The 16,500-nt window shown below is 40.9% G+C and carries 15 protein-coding genes; 1 reads left to right on the forward strand and 14 read right to left on the reverse strand.

Features of this window, described 5'->3' with window-relative positions; translation table 11 throughout:
- Window positions 1-111: 111 nt before the first annotated feature.
- The 7 genes from M313_RS26885 to M313_RS0100840 all read right to left on the reverse strand — a co-directional run bounded on the left by M313_RS26885 (window position 112) and on the right by M313_RS0100840 (window position 6,035).
- Window positions 112-372 carry a LysR substrate-binding domain-containing protein gene (locus tag M313_RS26885; RefSeq protein ID WP_083800841.1) on the reverse strand — a complete coding sequence of 87 codons (261 nt, stop codon included), beginning with the start codon at window positions 370-372 and terminating at the stop codon, window positions 112-114.
- A gap of 51 nt (window positions 373-423) precedes the next feature.
- Window positions 424-711 carry a putative quinol monooxygenase gene (locus tag M313_RS0100815; protein ID WP_010191574.1) on the reverse strand — a complete coding sequence of 96 codons (288 nt, stop codon included), beginning with the start codon at window positions 709-711 and terminating at the stop codon, window positions 424-426.
- A gap of 79 nt (window positions 712-790) precedes the next feature.
- The gene (locus tag M313_RS0100820) at window positions 791-1,456 is read right to left on the reverse strand and encodes a type 1 glutamine amidotransferase domain-containing protein (RefSeq protein WP_010191575.1); all 666 of its coding nucleotides are present in this window, start codon (window positions 1,454-1,456) and stop codon (window positions 791-793) included.
- 251 nt (window positions 1,457-1,707) lie between these two features.
- On the reverse strand, window positions 1,708-2,634 hold the full coding sequence (locus tag M313_RS0100825; RefSeq protein ID WP_010191576.1) for an HD domain-containing phosphohydrolase: 927 nt from the start codon (window positions 2,632-2,634) through the stop codon (window positions 1,708-1,710).
- Window positions 2,635-2,702: 68 nt separating this feature from the next.
- Complete coding sequence (locus tag M313_RS0100830) at window positions 2,703-3,257, reverse strand: hypothetical protein (protein WP_010191577.1); 555 nt, start codon at window positions 3,255-3,257, stop codon at window positions 2,703-2,705.
- 269 nt (window positions 3,258-3,526) lie between these two features.
- Window positions 3,527-4,564: a Delta(5) desaturase DesA gene (desA, locus tag M313_RS0100835; RefSeq protein ID WP_010191578.1), complete on the reverse strand. Its 1,038-nt coding sequence runs from the start codon at window positions 4,562-4,564 to the stop codon at window positions 3,527-3,529.
- A gap of 520 nt (window positions 4,565-5,084) precedes the next feature.
- Window positions 5,085-6,035: a DMT family transporter gene (locus M313_RS0100840; protein WP_010191579.1), complete on the reverse strand. Its 951-nt coding sequence runs from the start codon at window positions 6,033-6,035 to the stop codon at window positions 5,085-5,087.
- Between the two features lie 121 nt (window positions 6,036-6,156).
- Between M313_RS0100840 and M313_RS0100845 the strand changes: the two genes are divergently transcribed.
- Window positions 6,157-6,864: a metallophosphoesterase family protein gene (locus tag M313_RS0100845; RefSeq protein ID WP_010191580.1), complete on the forward strand. Its 708-nt coding sequence runs from the start codon at window positions 6,157-6,159 to the stop codon at window positions 6,862-6,864.
- A 58-nt stretch (window positions 6,865-6,922) separates the two neighbouring features.
- On the opposite strand, the gene xylF is transcribed toward M313_RS0100845, so the two are convergent.
- The 7 genes from xylF to M313_RS0100885 all read right to left on the reverse strand — a co-directional run bounded on the left by xylF (window position 6,923) and on the right by M313_RS0100885 (window position 16,352).
- Window positions 6,923-8,023, reverse strand: coding sequence for a D-xylose ABC transporter substrate-binding protein (gene xylF, locus M313_RS0100850; protein ID WP_010191582.1), 1,101 nt, complete (start codon window positions 8,021-8,023; stop codon window positions 6,923-6,925).
- 18 nt (window positions 8,024-8,041) lie between these two features.
- Entirely contained in the window at window positions 8,042-9,586 is a 1,545-nt protein-coding gene (locus tag M313_RS0100855) for a response regulator (protein ID WP_010191584.1), read from the reverse strand.
- 184 nt (window positions 9,587-9,770) lie between these two features.
- Window positions 9,771-11,198: a sensor histidine kinase gene (locus tag M313_RS0100860; RefSeq protein WP_010191585.1), complete on the reverse strand. Its 1,428-nt coding sequence runs from the start codon at window positions 11,196-11,198 to the stop codon at window positions 9,771-9,773.
- A complete protein-coding gene (locus M313_RS0100865) occupies window positions 11,195-12,172 on the reverse strand; it encodes a sugar ABC transporter substrate-binding protein (RefSeq protein WP_010191586.1) in 978 nt (325 codons plus the stop codon). The genes M313_RS0100860 and M313_RS0100865 overlap by 4 nt, the downstream gene beginning before the upstream one ends.
- Before the next feature lie 120 nt (window positions 12,173-12,292).
- Window positions 12,293-13,465: a sugar ABC transporter permease gene (locus M313_RS0100870; protein WP_010191587.1), complete on the reverse strand. Its 1,173-nt coding sequence runs from the start codon at window positions 13,463-13,465 to the stop codon at window positions 12,293-12,295.
- 11 nt (window positions 13,466-13,476) lie between these two features.
- A complete protein-coding gene (locus M313_RS0100875) occupies window positions 13,477-14,997 on the reverse strand; it encodes an ATP-binding cassette domain-containing protein (protein WP_010191588.1) in 1,521 nt (506 codons plus the stop codon).
- A gap of 245 nt (window positions 14,998-15,242) precedes the next feature.
- Window positions 15,243-16,352 carry a sugar ABC transporter substrate-binding protein gene (locus tag M313_RS0100885; protein WP_029326270.1) on the reverse strand — a complete coding sequence of 370 codons (1,110 nt, stop codon included), beginning with the start codon at window positions 16,350-16,352 and terminating at the stop codon, window positions 15,243-15,245.
- Window positions 16,353-16,500: the final 148 nt, after the last annotated feature.

A 16,500-nucleotide genomic window follows, 5' to 3' on the forward strand; every position in this document is an offset into this window, starting at 1 on the left:
AATCTCCCACCACGCTTCAGGCCTTGAGGCGCTTCCTCTGTTACCGTCTTCCACTCTCCACCACGCTTCAGGCCTTGAGAAGCCATTCCTATTTTACGTCCCCCTCAACCCCTACCGCTTCAACCGCCTCAAAATCTCCAGAACATGCGGATGATCTTGGTTTTCCATTTTATAAGCCAGGTAAATAGTGTTTTCTACCGCAAGTTGTGGGAACAATATCTTTGTTTTTCCAGCCTCAATTGAATCCCTTATAAGATAGGTAGGCAGCGCATTAATCCCCATGTTGTTCTCAATTGCTTCCAACACGGCTCTTAAATCAGAAATCACATGTGACGGCTGTATTTCCGGTCGCTTATTAAATTCCTTTTCTATAAGAAAGCACCGTTCTTCTCTAAGAAGGACGGTGCAATTCCATACATAAAATTAGACCTTGGTTAGTCTATACACTTCCCGTTTTTCCACTAAACTTTCAATTTTTCGGCGGTAGTTTAGATAATGTTTTGTTGCTACATGTTCCTTTAAAGCCTGTTCATCCTGCCAGGTTTCATAGAACACAAAAACACCTTCCTGCTCAACGGACTGATGAAGCGTATATTCTTCGCAGCCTTTTTCAGCACGTGACGGTGCCACCATTTTCTGCATTTCCTGAAACAGGTCATCTTCCATACCAGGTTTTGCAGTCATAATCGCATTAATTGTAATAGGTTTCATCAATATCCCCCTCCTTCTCCGATGATTTTCAAAAAAATTCCTGTAAGCAAGATTTTTATTGCTTACAGGATGAAAGTGTTTAGCCTAGTTGTTTTACTACTTCTTTTGCCACACTGATGGTAGATTGCGGGTTTTGACCTGTGATTAATTTTCCGTCCGCTTGCATATGGTCTGTCCAGTTATCTGTTACAATAACTTCCGCTCCCAATTCGCGTAAGCGTGTTTCTAATAAGAATGGCATGTATTTATCTAATGTTGTCTCTCTTTCTTCATCATCAGTAAATGCCGTTACTGTTTTGCCAGCTACAAGTGGCGTTCCATCGGAAAGCTTCACTCCTACAAGCCCTGCTGGACCATGGCACACTGCTGCTACCAGCTTGTCCGCTTCATACAGATCGCGAATCACTTGGTGTAATTTCTCGTTATCTGGTAGGTCAAACATGGTACCATGACCACCTGGCAAGAAGATCGCGTCAAATTTAGATACGTCTGTAATCTCATCTAATTTATTCGTATTTTCAAGGTATTTTGCTGTATCCAATATTTCTTGAGGAGTTTCTCCACCCTCTAAGCTTCTAGCATCAACAGGTGATTTCCCGCCTAGTGGACTTGCTACCGTAATGTCATAGCCCTTTTTATCAAATTCAACATACGCTTCACCAAATTCTGAAAGCCATAGTCCTGTTTCGTGTCCATCTTTCATTTTATCTGCAGTAGTTACTACCATTAATATATGTTTAGTCATAATTGATTTCCTCCTAAAATGTGTTTGTATTTTTTACAGTTTTCATTGAAGTTTTCATTGAAGTACCGAATTATCTATAATACAAATTAGTTAATTTTGCATTATGTATAAATAAATTTATTGATTCTTTCTCCCCCTTTAAATACATTACCCATTTTGTTCATTTTTAAAAGTTTGTATGTGTTGTGTTGTTTAATGAAGACCTTGGTGAGTCGAAAATGGACAAATAAAAAAAGCCCTAAAGCATGGAATTACGCTTCAGAGCTTGTTACTTTTAATTTACCTTCTTCATGAAGAACTTCAATAAGTGCGTTGACAACATCAGGATCATATTGAGAAGGAGCGAGCCTTTGCAGTTCATCAATTGCATACTCAGGAGTAAAAGCATTTCGATACGCACGATCTTCTGTCATGGCGTCGAAAGTGTCGCTGACTGCTATGATGCGGGCTTCTAGGAGGATATCGTCACCCTTTAATTTTTGAGGATAACCAACCCCATTCAGTCGTTCGTGGTGTTGTTCAATGATGGTGGCAATGGTGTCACCATAATACAAGTCTTTTACCATTTCAGCACCATCAGCTGGGTGTTTTTTTATTAAATCAAATTCTTCATTCGTTAGTTTTGCAGGTTTATTTAAAACTTCAGAGGGAATATTTATTTTTCCAATATCATGAAGAATTGAAGCAATGAAGAGATTCTCAAGTCTATCTGTAGATAGTTTGAGCTTTTTGGCTATCTTCACTGAATACTTTGCAACTCTTTTACTGTGGTCAAAAGTATATACATCTCTACTTTCTACTTTATGGACTACTTCTTTCAATGCTTTAACGCTAGTACTCAATTCATGGAATGTGGGTTCTGTGATAACCCAAATATAAGATACTTCTGTTAGAGCTGTAAAATGTATAGGTACTTCAATATCTGTAGCAGTAAAGTAATCTTTTGGGCCTAAACTAATTTTTTCTCCATCTACTTCACACGTAATTTGCCCTTCAAGAATATAAAAGAATTCCATTACACCTTCATTTTCGCTAGGATAGACATAGAAAATATTGCCCCTCTCAATAGTTTGCAATATTACCTCTGTACCATTCCCCTTAGCAAGAAGGCTCATGTCATAGTTATCGAAAGTAACTTGTTCTAAGTTAGTACCTTTCTTGCCAATTGTAAAAGCCACTTTAATCACTCACCTTTATCTTATAAGAGCGAGTCTAGATTCTGACTCGCTCTACGGTTTTAACACTATTAAACTTCTACCACTCTTACCGGATCAATCCAAGCCCAACGATCAGCAAATCTTACGTATTTCCAGAAGCACTCAGCTACGACGCCGTATTCTGCAACTTCGTCAATTGTCTCTTGTGTCATTAGTAAAGTAATATCAAAAACGTACGTGATGATTGCGTCAACTTCTTGATCAAATTGAGCAGTTCTTTGTTCCATACGCTCTTCTAACAAGGCTTTCTCTTGTAGAAGCGCAGATAGTGCTACGTTTAACCCCTCTTGCTGAGAAGCTTCTGTTGCGTTTGTTAAGTCTGTTTCTACTCTAGCAATCTCTTGATCCAAAGTTTCCAATTCATTTTTCATTACCTCTAATTCTTCTAGGTACACAGCCCATAACGCGTCTGCATCTTGTACACCCGTTTCAATAATTAGATCCATTTCCGTGTTTGCTGCATCAATGATTTCTAATGCCTTTTCAATGTCTGCGTCACTTGCAGCTTGTGCATTAGAAGATAACCCTAATGAAACCCCTAAAAATAAAATTGTAAAGAAAGCAAGCATACCAAATTTTCTCACTGTTAAATCCCCCTACACATTATTTTTTTTACTTATCTCGGTGTAATTGTGCGAATTTCTCTCCTGAAGTTACATTATGTATTTTCGTGCTTTTCTCCTATATATCACCATAATTATACAAGTAACAGATGGTTAAATCTATATTTATTTGTAATATTTTGTTTTTTCCTAGTTACCTCAACCTTTATATCGGTTTAATAATCATTTTTTCAAGTGCCACATCAAAAAAAAACCAGCCCTTCAATTTAACAGGGCTGGTTTCGAATATGTTATACTTCTGGCTTCATTTCCGCTGAAGAAACTGAGTTTTGAACCATTTTCTTCGCTTCTCTGAACGTCACAAAGTTTTTGCTCTTTTCGTCCCATAGACGGAATCTCAATGACTTTAAGCTTGTAGCCAATGTAATGGTTGGTACGTGTTGAAGCGGTGGAGTGCTGTGATGGCACTTTTCCAGTTCATAGTTCGGCACTCTTGGGCTTAAATGATGGATATGATGGTAACCGATGTTTCCAGTCAGAAATTGAAGTACTTTTGGTAACTTGTAATAGGAACTTCCTTCTACTGCAGCTAATACATATTCCCAATCTTTATCCATTTCAAAGTAGGAATCTTCAAACGTATGTTGTACATAGAACAACCAAATCCCCACACTTCCAGCGATCATGAAAATGGTGCCGTGTACAATCAGGAATGCCTGCCAACCGATAGCTAAGCTTAACAGGACAGCTACAGCAACGATTAACACGTTTGTCAGATATAAATTGTTGCGTTCTTTTTGTCTTGCTTCTTTACGGTTGAAACGGTTTCTGATTAGGAAAGTATAGATTGGTCCCAATCCGAACATAACCAAAGGATTTCGATATAGACGATAGGAGATACGAGTCTTTAATGATGCTGCTTTGTACTCTTCAACAGTCAGTGTCCAGATATCACCAACACCGCGCTTGTCTAAATTTCCGCTTGTAGCATGGTGAACGGAGTGGTCATGTCCCCATTGGTCGAACGGGAACATTGTTAGAACTCCCGTCAGAGTACCTACTGCACGGTTCCATTTTCGGTTTTTGAAAAAGGAGTGATGCGTACAATCATGGAAAATAATGAAGATACGTGTCATAAATCCTGCTGCAAAGATTGCTGGTACCAACGCCAACCAGTAGGATACGGACAGGCTTATATAAGTGAGATACCATAACAGGAAAAATGGCGTTAGCGTATTGATCAACTGCCAGATACTCTTTTTAGTTTGCGATTTTTCGAAAGGAGCAACTTGTTTTTTAAGGCTTTTCATTTCATTTTGAATTGACATTTTATTAAATCCCTTCGTTGTTGACTTGATAAAATTTATTATAACCAATTTAAAAAAATTAGTTAGTAGCAGGTGTCATATGTAGAGTATGACAAATGTCATATAGTTTTTGTAAAGGATTGTCAGACCTCTTGAAAACCGTTGGGGGACGTGATGTTTTTATTTTGGAAAATCGCAAAAAAAATATTCTTTAAAATAAAAAATCACTTTAAACCGGCGATGAAGTCACTTGTTTTGTTATTTCCTTGTCACTCATGTCTTCATAACAGCTATGAGGACTTCTCTCCTCCTTTTTTCTCCTCTCTCATGTCTTCATAACAGCTATGAAGACTTCTCTTCTCCTTTTTCCTCCTCACTCATGTCTTCATAACGGATATGAGGACTTCCCTCCTCCTTTTTTCTCCTCACTCAGGTCTTCATCACGACAATGAAGACTTAGCATGAAGACTATTCCACAATTCGATTATTTTATAATTTCAAAAACAGTAAAAAAGAGTGATTCCAGGTGGAATTTCACTCTTCATGCAGCCAGTTGCTTTGGCTTTATTCTTTTTTGAGTAAAGAAGCTATGCAAAAGCATTCCGATGATAATGATGAATAACCCAAGCATTCCAATTCCATTCGGCAATGGTGTTGATAAAAGAAGTACCTCTCCAATCAATACAAACAAAACTTGGGTCGATTGAGTCGCTTCCACTGCAGCGAGTTTTTCCTGACTGCCTCTCACCATGTCTGTTGCAATAAAGAACAAGGTGGTTGCAATGACGCCTGAAGAGATTGCCACTATAAAGGTTTGGAGAATCTGTTCCTGCGTTGGAGCACCCACTGTCATATAACCCCTTGCAGCAACAATCAGCCAGATTGGAATAGTGGACAAAGTCATACCAAGCACCCGTTGAAACGTATCGAGCCTACCACCACACACCTCCATCATCTTCCGGTTTCCAAGCGGATAGGCAAACGATGCGACTGCTACGGGAAGAATGCCATAAATAATCATAGATCCAGTTAGACCGCTTCCTTGTTGTGTCTGAATTAATAGGACACCTGCAAAAATGACGATGGAGATGAATAGCCCTCGCAACGGGATACGTTCGCGTACCTTTACTCCTTGCACTATTTTATAGAAGAAAGGCCCTAAAAGAACACCAGCGATAATGGTCAGTTGCCATGTTCCGGCGACAAGCCAGCCCGGCCCATATGCGGCAGCAAATGTAATGGGACCGTAGAAAAGGACAAATCCAGTAACACTCCAAAGAAACCAAGCGAATGGGGCCGTTCGCATTTCACGAAATAGTGGTCCAAGATTTCCCCTCAACCACACGATTAAAAGCAAAAACGGTACCATAAAAAAGAAACGCAAGGACGAACTCCATAGCCAGCTACCACCTGAGAGTTCCATGGAACGGTTTAGTATAAAGGTGACAGCAAAAAACATAGAAGCTATTACGCCGATTAGAATTGCTTTCAAGGAAAACATCCTCCCACCGATTTATCGTTTTCATCATTATAATGGAAAATCGCATATTATATTTCGCTTTTCGAAAATTGTGATAAAATTTAAATAATTATAAGTAAAGGAATGGATGACATTGAGGCGTATCCTTGCAATAAGTGATATTCATGGCGATTTAGAGAAATTTGAAAGGCTTCTTGCAATAATTAACTTTGACAGCAAGCAGGACCAACTCTTGCTACTTGGTGATTATGTGGATCGCGGCCCACAGTCACGTCAGGTTTTGGACAAGGTAATCGAATTGACCGATAAAGGCGCGATTGCTCTGATGGGAAATCACGATAAAATGATGGTTGACGCATTTTATCAGCCTGAAGATCCCCTTCATCTGAAAAGGTGGTACTATAACGGCGGCATTAAAACCCTGCAGAATTACGGGTACGAAATCGAAAAAGACGACGCGAAATATTGGTATACGACAGAGGAGATACCGGAAGCACTTGTCATAAATGAGGCAATTCGACCACATTTAGACTTTCTAAAAACCCTTCCTTACTATTATGAAACAGATACCCATATTTTCGTCCACGCAGGAGTACACCCTGAGACAACATTGGAACTTACGGAACCTCACCTCTTAGTGTGGATCAGAGATGAATTTCATAATGGGTACCAAGGAGAAAAAACTGTAGTTTTTGGACATACCCCAACAAAACACCTTCATAAAAAGCCTGAGGTTTACTTTGGTGAGAACAATATCATCGGAATTGATGGCGGTTGTGCTTACGGAGGACGATTGTATTGTTTGGAGGCTTTAGAAAAGAGAGTCTATTATGTAGAATGACAAGAAAATCTCAGAGTTGCTCTAAACAGAGTACCTCTGAGATTTCATCACACGCCCGTTATCGTGTCTCCCCTTTATACACATCCACCTTTGAATGAAATCCATCGGCAATGACCGTTTCATCCATATTGGACCTGTTCACAGCAATCGGCGGCAGCAAGACAGAAGGCACTTCCACTTTCCCATTATTCACTTTGCGGTCTGTGTCTATAAATTCTCCCCTGGCCATTGCTACTGCTAGCCTTGCCGCTTCTTCAGCAAGAGTGGGTATTGGTTTGTACACCGTCATCGTCTGAGTACCTTCAACTATCCGCTGAGCGGCTGCAAGTTCTGCATCCTGTCCTGCTACAGGAACACTTCCGGCAAGTCCCATTTCCATGAGTGCTTCAATGGACATCCCTGCTGTCGCATCGTTTGCCGCAATTACAGCGTCTATTTTCCCCTCATTGGCAATTAGCGCCTCCTGCATGTTGGCATAAGCATTGCTTGGGAGCCAGTTTTTGGTCCACTGATCATAAACTACTGTGATATCTCCTTTATCTATGAGTGGCTGAAGGACATTAAAGACACCTTTTTTGAACAGGTGGGCATTATTGTCCGTATCCGCTCCGCCAATATAAACATATTTTCCTTTTGGGACAATTTTTGTGATTGCCTCTGCCTGCAGCTCTCCTACCCGTTCATTGTCAAAAGAAACATAAAGGTCAATCTCTGCATTTTTAATAAGCCTGTCATAAGAAAGTACCTTGATTCCGGCAAGATGAGCTTTCTTCACGATTGTGGCTGCTGCTTCTGCATTATGCGGGACTACTACGAGGAGATCGACACCTTGGCTAATTAGAGTTTCCGCCTGTAGAACCTGCAAGGCGTCATCTCCGTTTGCTGCCAGTATTTCCACTTCCGCTCCAAGGCTTTCTACTGCTGCCTTAAATAAAGCTCGGTCTCTCAGCCACCTTTCCTCTTCTAAGGTATCCATAGAAAAACCAATTTTTATTTTTTCCTCCTTAGACATTGCTTCTTCATCCTGCAGGAGGGAAGTATTCTGAACCGGTTTTCCTTCTGCCTGAAGGGAGGGATCAATCTTTTCACAGCCCAAGGCTACAAAAAACAGAGCCAGCATAACAAACATGGTTAATAATCGACGTATTCTAAGCTCCATTTCCTCCACCCTTTCTGGCTAGTTAGCTTTATTTCGAAGCAGTGTTTTACGATACTCTTTTGGTGAAACGTTGGTCATTTTTTTAAATACCTTGCTGAAATAATTGGGGTCATGATAACCGACTTCAAAGGTAATTTCCTTTATACTCTTTTCCGAATTACTCATCAGTCTTTTCGCTTTCTCCATCCTGCATTCTGTAAGGAAATCAATATAGTTGATGCCCTGCTTTTCCTTAAACATTTTACTAATATAAATTGGGCTCAAGCCTACTTTTCTGGCGAGTGTATCGAGCGATATATCTTGATGTGAATGGTCAATGATGTATTGTTTTATTTGTTGAATGGTGTCTGCCTCCAAGTGATTACAGTGCGAGTCATAGGATTGTTTCATCCCCTCAAGGAGCTGCTTTGTTTCTGAACGAAGCTGACGATAATTTGTTGTTTGCACAGAATAGAGCGGCGTTGTAGCTTCCACTCCTATTTCATTCAATATGCGAGAAGTAATCCACAGAATTTCCAGCATTCGTTGTTGTGTACGCAGTAAATCGGCTCCTTCTTTTTCATAGCATTGAAGAATATTCATCACATAGATATAAACATCACCCCACTGGCCAAGTCGGATTAGATCAGCCATTTCTTTTTGCTGATTTTTATCCAAGCTACTGTTGTGAGCATCTACACTTGTGTGGATGTCTGTGTAAAAACGATAGTTGGTTAACGCTTTAGTGTCCATTGTAGCCATGAGGGCGTCCTGATAGGATTGGCGAACTTGGTCAAGAGAGCTGCAAACCTCTCCTATCCCAATAAACCAATCGGTAGCTTGTCCTTTTTTAGAGATTGACAGAATATCTCGTGCAAGTGTACTAGCTTGGGATCTAAAAGTCTTATCTGGCTGCCGGAACACGATAATTGGCAGTTGATTTCCATAAAGTGCTCCTACCCATCCGCTTTTAGTCTGCCTTACCTTATCCTTGATCATGGAATAATTGGATTCAGATCCTCGGGGTAAAAGTACGATCATGGCAAACATTTCATTCGTGGAAGGGATATCAAGCAGCTCCATCAGCATGTCTATATGAACTTCATGCACGTGATCGAAGAGGAGTTGTGTGACAACATCTGTCTCAACAAGAGTCAGTGTTTTTTCAAGTGCCGCTTCCTGGAGCTTTGTTTTAATTTGCTGAGCCTTCTCCTGCTCTATTTGCTCAAGTACTTTCCCTACTGTTGTTTTAATTTCGCTGATTTTGCTAGGCTTTAGAATGTAATCTTTGACACCAAGTTGGATGGCAGCTTTGACATAGCCGAATGTATCGTAGGCGGTGACCATGATGAATTTTGTATTGGGATGCTTTGCACTGATTTGTTCAACAGCTTCTAACCCATTTAATCCGGGCATCTTGATGTCCATCAGAATAAGGTCAGGAGTGTAGTCGTCTGCCATTTCTACTGCCATTTTCCCATTCTTGGCCTGCTTGATTAGGAGGCCTGGAAAGTTTCTTTCTAGAATGGTTTGCATGCCTTCGCGCTCGATTTGTTCATCATCTACAATGAGGAGTTTAATCATCCAGTTCGACTCCTTTCAGTATTATAGTTACCTATATAACTCCTGTAGATTTCCGTTCCAGGTGTTCGCTTTCCGCGGGACGGTGCTTGAGCCTTCTCGGCATAGCCTGTGGGGTCTCAAGCTACCGTTACTCCCCGGCTGGAGTCTCACACCTTGCACGACAATCTACAGGTAAATTCTGTATTCAGCACTTTATTTTCAATGTAACTTTTGTTCCTTGGCCCTGTATTCCTTTTATATCAATAACATCATCATATCCGTAGAAGAGGCGCAGACGTTTGACGACATTGCTGAAGCCGATACCTGTTGAGTGGCCTTCTGTAGGTGGAGGGGATTCTTCGTTTAGAATCTGTTGGATTTTTTGTTCAGGCATCCCCATGCCGTCATCCTCAATTTCTATCACTACCCGGCTGCCTTCCACTTTGACTCGAAACCAGATTTTCCCTCCATTCTCCTTCGGTTCAACCGCATGAATGACGGCATTCTCAATGATTGGCTGGAGAGTCAAGGCTGGAATTTTCAACTCTAAACAAGATTCATCAATATCCCAGTGCAATTGTAGACGGTCGGTAAAACGTGCCTTCTGTATGTCCATATATTGATTTAATACTTGTATTTCATCATGAAGTGTTACAGATCGGTCTTGCTGCTTTAAGTTGTAACGCAGAATTCCCGCAACGCTCACCAGGAGATCGCTAGTCTCTTCGGACCCTTCCAGATAAGCTTTTTTGGAAAGGGTATTAAGGGTGTTGAATAGAAAATGCGGGTTGATCTGACTCTGCAGGCTTCTAAACTGACTTTCTTGCAAAAGAAGCTTACTTTCTTGAAGCTCTCGTTCAAGCGCTGCCTTCTGCTTAATCTCAGATATCAAGTTGTTTATATTGATTCTCATTCGATCGAACGTCCTTGCCAAAAAGGCAATTTCATCTTTGGTTTCTATCTTTACCTGCTGATCAAAATTCCCTTTGGACAGTTCATTGGCCGCTTTTGTCAGTTGAAATACAGGCCGTGTAATCGTAAGGGAGAACCAATAGGTGACTAGGAGCAACAAACAAGTTATTAGCAACAGGCTCCATATTCCGAGCTTAATAACTTCACCGGATTGTTCCATGATACCCCTGTAAAATGGGTCAAATGTATTTAACTCTGTATCTATTAGAGTTAAGGTCGTTTCAGAAATATAGGTGGTAATCCGTGTGGCTTCTGCAAATTCCTGAGCAGAGGCTTCTGTATCATTTTCTGATTGAAACATAATGGACCTGTCGGCTGCTTCTACCAAACTATCGATTAAATTCATATAATTGGTTAATGTAAAATCGTTTTCTGTGTTTCTTAAATGATGCACACCGTATTTTGCCTGCTGGACCTTTTCCTTGCTTGCCGTCAGTTGGTCTAGGCTGTCTTGAGTCGGATCAATGGTATAGTTATTCAGATCTGTGACCAACTGTTGACTCGCCTTTGTCACTTCATTCATGCTCAGATACCGTTGCAGGATATCGTTATATTGTTTGTGAGTTTTATGATTGTAGTATGTAAGCGCTATCCAAATTGCTGACATAATCACCAATACTACCGTTGTAAGGGTTAGAATCTTTTTTTGGATACTTGTCATTGGACATCCGCTGCTTTCCTAATTCTGATATCAGTCAGATAGCCGTCCTTATCAAGTGGGACACTTTCCCCGCTCAGCCATTCCTTCATGAGCTGGACACTTTTTCTCCCCATTTCTTCCGGAGACTGTTCAATGACACCATCTAGTTTTCCTTGCTCTAACAATGTCAAGGTCTCAGGTCCATCGTCAAAAGAATAGATATGGTAGGGCTCGACCTGGGAGCGCTTACTTATCTCCCCGATCAACGCACCGGCCACATTGGCATTGATGGCAATGAACGCATCAATGTTTGGCTCTTGGTTCATCACAGCTTGAGTGGTTGTTATGACCTGCTCTCTTGTGTCATCTGTAGTGGCATGGATCATATGGATATCATCGTAAAATTTCAAGATATCCTGAATTCCTTCCATCCGTCGCTTTTGATAATATTCCTGGTTCTTATCATACATGAGTACGACATTCCCCACTCTTCCCATATCCATCAATAGTTGTCTTGCAATCATTTTACCTGCTTCATACTGGTCAGAACCAACATACGTACGCCGAATGCTTTCCTCCATCGGTACATCATTTGCCACCGTTATTATAGGAATACCATGAAAGGCGGCTTTCACCTTCGTCAGTTCCTTGAATTCCTCTGTATCCAGCCCCTGAATGATAATCCCATCCATTTTGGACTGAATGGCAATTTCTATATTTTTCAGGAAGTCCTCTTGATTCTTACCGTAACTTCCCCATACTTCAAGGCTCACATCACTTTGTTCTGCTTGTTTTCTGGAACCTTCACTCACCTTGTCCCAGAACGGTGTTTCCATATCCTGCGTAATAAGAACTAGACGATGTTCCTCTCTACTCGAACTTAGCGCTTGAGGCAATTGCCAATCGGATTGGAAGACCTTTTGTGCGGATAAAAAAGTAAGATGACATAATAGAATAATAATAAGGCAAATTGCTAGAATTCCTGTTCTCCGCAAGAGTAATATCCCCCTCCCCAAAATGAGGTGTACTATTTTCATCATAGCACCTAATGGAAATAGTACAATCCCTGTTGATTAAGGGAATCAACAGGGATAGCAAGTTTTTATATTTGTTCATTATCTTTTTTTACGAGTCATCACATCAAAGATTACTGCTCCGGCAAGAACTCCTCCACGAATCATATATTGATAGGAAATACCTACGCCAAGCAAATTCATCCCGTTGGATAGGGATGCCATTACAACCGCACCGATTATGGCACCTGTCACTTTTCCCACACCACCAGCAGAAGATACTCCGCCTACATAAGCGGCAGCGATGGCATCTAGTTCAAAAAGGGTACCCGCAGTGGTTGTCGCAGATTGTAAACGGGCAGTAAAAAGAATACCAGAAAGTGCTGCAAGCATTCCCATGGATCCAAAGACAATATAAGTAATCTTCTTCACATTGATCCCACTTAAATGTGCCGCTTCCGGGTTACTTCCGACTGCATAAATATGGCGGCCAAGCACTGTTTTCGTTGTTAGAAAATGATAAACTACCACTACTAATAAAATGATGATAACGGTCCAGGAGAAACCATTATAGCCTGCAAGAATCCAAGTTATATAACCTATTATGGCAGAGACAAAGAATAGTTTCAGGGCAAAAATCGGCTTGGAGACGACTTCAAAATCATATTTTATTTTATTTCTGCGTGTTGTGATTTCACTGTAGATGTAAAGCAAAATACCGACTAACCCGACTAACAGAGATAACAAATGCAAACCGTTTACTTCCACGAGGGAAGGGATATAGCCGTTACCAATAGCATTAAAAGTATCATCCTGAATGATGATGGTACCCGTTTTCTCTGTCACCTGCAGCAAAGCCCCACGGAATATAAGCATTCCAGCAAGAGTGGCTACAAAGGATGGAATCCCAATTGAAGCGATAAGCACTCCGTTAAATAATCCAACTGCAACTCCTAATAGTAAAATCACTGGAATGGTTACCCATACAGATACTCCTGCTTGTGTAAGCAAGATAGCTGCAATTGCCCCAAGGAACCCAGCAGCATATCCAACGGAAAGATCGATATGGCGGATTACGATAACGAGCGTCATCCCAACTGCCAGTACGGCTATATACCCTGCCGAGTCCAGTAGATTACTAATATTACGGGACGACATAAATAAGCCGTCTGTCATAAACGTAAAAGTTAATATAATGACAAATAATGCTATATACATTCCGTAGTCACGGATGTTTTCATGAATTAGCGTTCTTGCTTCTTGAATAACATTCATTGTAAGACCCCCTATTGCGTCGCAAGCTCCATAATTTTTTCTTGGTCCGCATCTTCTATTTCCAATTCCCCTTTAATTTCTCCTTGTGCCATGACATAGACTCTATCGCTCATGCCAAGTACCTCTCCAAGCTCAGAGGAGATCATCACGATACTAAGTCCCTCATCTATAAGCTTGTTCATCACAGTATAGATTTCAAATTTTGCCCCAACATCGATGCCGCGTGTCGGTTCGTCTAAAATTAGCAGCTTTGGACCGACAAACAGCCACTTTCCAATAGACACCTTCTGCTGGTTACCGCCACTTAGATTTCCTACAAGTTGCTCCAAAGAAGAAGCTTTAATATGAAGAGATTGTTTATATTGTTCTGCGACCTTAATTTCCTCATTGTCGTTTATAACACCTTGCGAGGCTATCCCATTTAAATTTGCTGCAGAAATATTGCTCTTAATATCCTGCAAAAGGAAAAGCCCATCATCTTTGCGGTCCTCTGTGACATAGGCGATTCCGGCCTTTATTGCATCACTAGTATGCTTAAGTGTAGTAGGAGTGTCATTCCACATCATATCGCCTTGAATTTTGTAGGATTTGGCGTTCCCAAATATGCTGAGAGCAAGCTCCGTTCTTCCCGATCCCATCAGACCTGCGATGCCGACGATTTCTCCTTTTTTCACATGAAGGTTGACGTTCTTTACTACCTGTCTTCCGAGTTGCGGATCATAGGCGGACCAGTTGTTAAGTTCAAGTACATTCTCTCCGGCTACTTTCTTTTCCCTTTTTGGATAGATGTCTTCAATTTCTCTTCCTACCATGTTCTTGATGATGACACTTTCAGTGATTTCAGATTTGGAAGCATCGAGCGTACAGATTGTCTTACCATCACGGATGACTGTTGCTTTGTCTGCGATGCTAATTACCTCTTTCAGCTTATGTGAAATCATGATACAAGTAATTCCTTGCGTTTTTAGTTCTTTTAGTAGTTCCAACAAGTTTTCACTATCGTCTTCATTTAGTGCTGCAGTAGGCTCATCCAAGATAAGAAGTTTAACTTCTTTACTTAACGCTTTGGCTATTTCCACTAGTTGGCGTTTCCCCACACTTAAATCTTTGACAAGTGTGTCAGGGTTAACGTCGAGCTTTACTTTCCGCAATAATCTTTTTGCTTCCACAATCGTTCTGTTCCAATCAATCACTCCACCAAGCTTCATTTCATTTCCAGCAAAAATATTTTCATAGACTGTTAGATCCGGAAACAATGCAAGTTCTTGATAGATGATGGCTATGCCGGTATTTACACTGTCACTGATTTTGTTAAATTGCTGAACATTTCCTTCAAATACGATATCTCCATCGTATGTTCCAAAAGGATACACTCCGCTCAGCACCTTCATCAGCGTGGATTTACCTGCTCCATTCTCCCCGATTAAGCAGTGAATTTCACCTTCTTCAACTTTGAAATTCACATTACTCAGCGCTTTGACTCCTGTAAATTCTTTAGAGATATCATTCATCTCGAGTATATAGTTGCCCATCCTTTTCCCCCCTTAACAAAAGCAATGACAATGGCGAAATAGTGATAAAGTTGCCATCACTATTTCGCGAAGTATTTAAGTCAACTTCTGTAGATTTCCGTTCCAGGTGTTCGCTTTCCGCGGGCGGTCCGGGAGCCTCCTCGGCTTCGCCTGTGGGGTCTCCCATGTCCCTTCCTCCCGCAGGAGTCTCACACCTTTCACTGCAATCTACAGAGAAATATGCTTTAAACGATAATAACTTTGACTTATAATCCTGTAAATTCGCTTGCTTCGTAGTATTCAGAGTCGATTAGTTCTTGTTTTACATTCTCCTCGTCCACTACGATGACATCTGTTTGTTTCGCTTTTACTTCTACTTCTCCGTTATCGTAAGAACCTGTTGTTTCAGGTGTTTTTCCGTCTAGGATTTCTACCGCGATTCCCATAGCATCCGTCACTAATGTACGCACGTCTTTGAATACCGTCATCGATTGTTTTCCATCAATGATGTATTGGATGGACGCTTTTTCCGCATCCTGACCTGTTACCAAGAAGCTTGAAACTTCACCGTCTGTTCCGAATACATCTGCGATAGAACGGGCTGTACCGTCATTTGGTGCAAGTACTGCCACGTCACCTTTCATATCTGCACCAACAGCTGTCAGATGCGTTTGTGCTTTGTTTTTCGCTTCGTTTGGATCCCAGTTTGTCGTAACCTGACCTAGGATTTTACTCATTTGGTCACGAGTAAGTTCCGCTGTATCTTTTAACGCTTCCGCTTCACTGGAGTTTGCAATCTTGAATGTACCATCTGCAATTTTCGGTTGTAATGTTTTCCAAGCTCCCTCAAAGAACAAGAATGCATTGTTATCAGAAGCTGCACCTGCATATAAGTAAAGTGGTACACCAGAACCTTGAACGTTATCAATCAGATATTGCCCTTGTGCAGCACCAACTGCCACGCTATCAAATGTTACATAATAATCGACTGCATCTGTGTTTGTAATTAAACGGTCATAAGAGATAACCGTGATTCCTTCTTTTTTCGCCGCTTCCACTGCTGCAGCTGCTGCATCTCCATCTTGAGGAGTGATAATCAGCACTTCAATTCCTTTGTTGATCAATGTTTCAACATTCTCTTTTTCCTTTGCGGAAGATCCTTGGCTAAAGAGAATCTCAGTTGTATAGTCAGAATCCTTTAACGCGTCTTTAAAACGTTGCTCGTCCTGAACCCATCTAGGCTCATCCTTTGTTGGCAAAACAATTCCCACACTTACACTGCCGCTTCCCCCTGTACTGCTGTTGCACGCTGCAAGCATAGCTGTAAAAAGCATTAAAACCAGTAATAATGACATAGCTTTCCAAGTCTTCTTCATTTGTAGCTCCCCCTTTGTAATGGCTTGTTTCATTAATTTGATTACCTCTTAATTATATGGTGGGGAATGATTTTATTGTAAGCGCTATCACTAGCACTCTTTTGGTATCGCCTGTACTTTTTTAATTATTGGGAATATTTATAGGTGG

It is taken from the genome of Bacillus sp. m3-13 (genome assembly GCF_000175075.1).
Taxonomy (GTDB): domain Bacteria; phylum Bacillota; class Bacilli; order Bacillales; family Bacillaceae_I; genus Sutcliffiella_A; species Sutcliffiella_A horikoshii_C.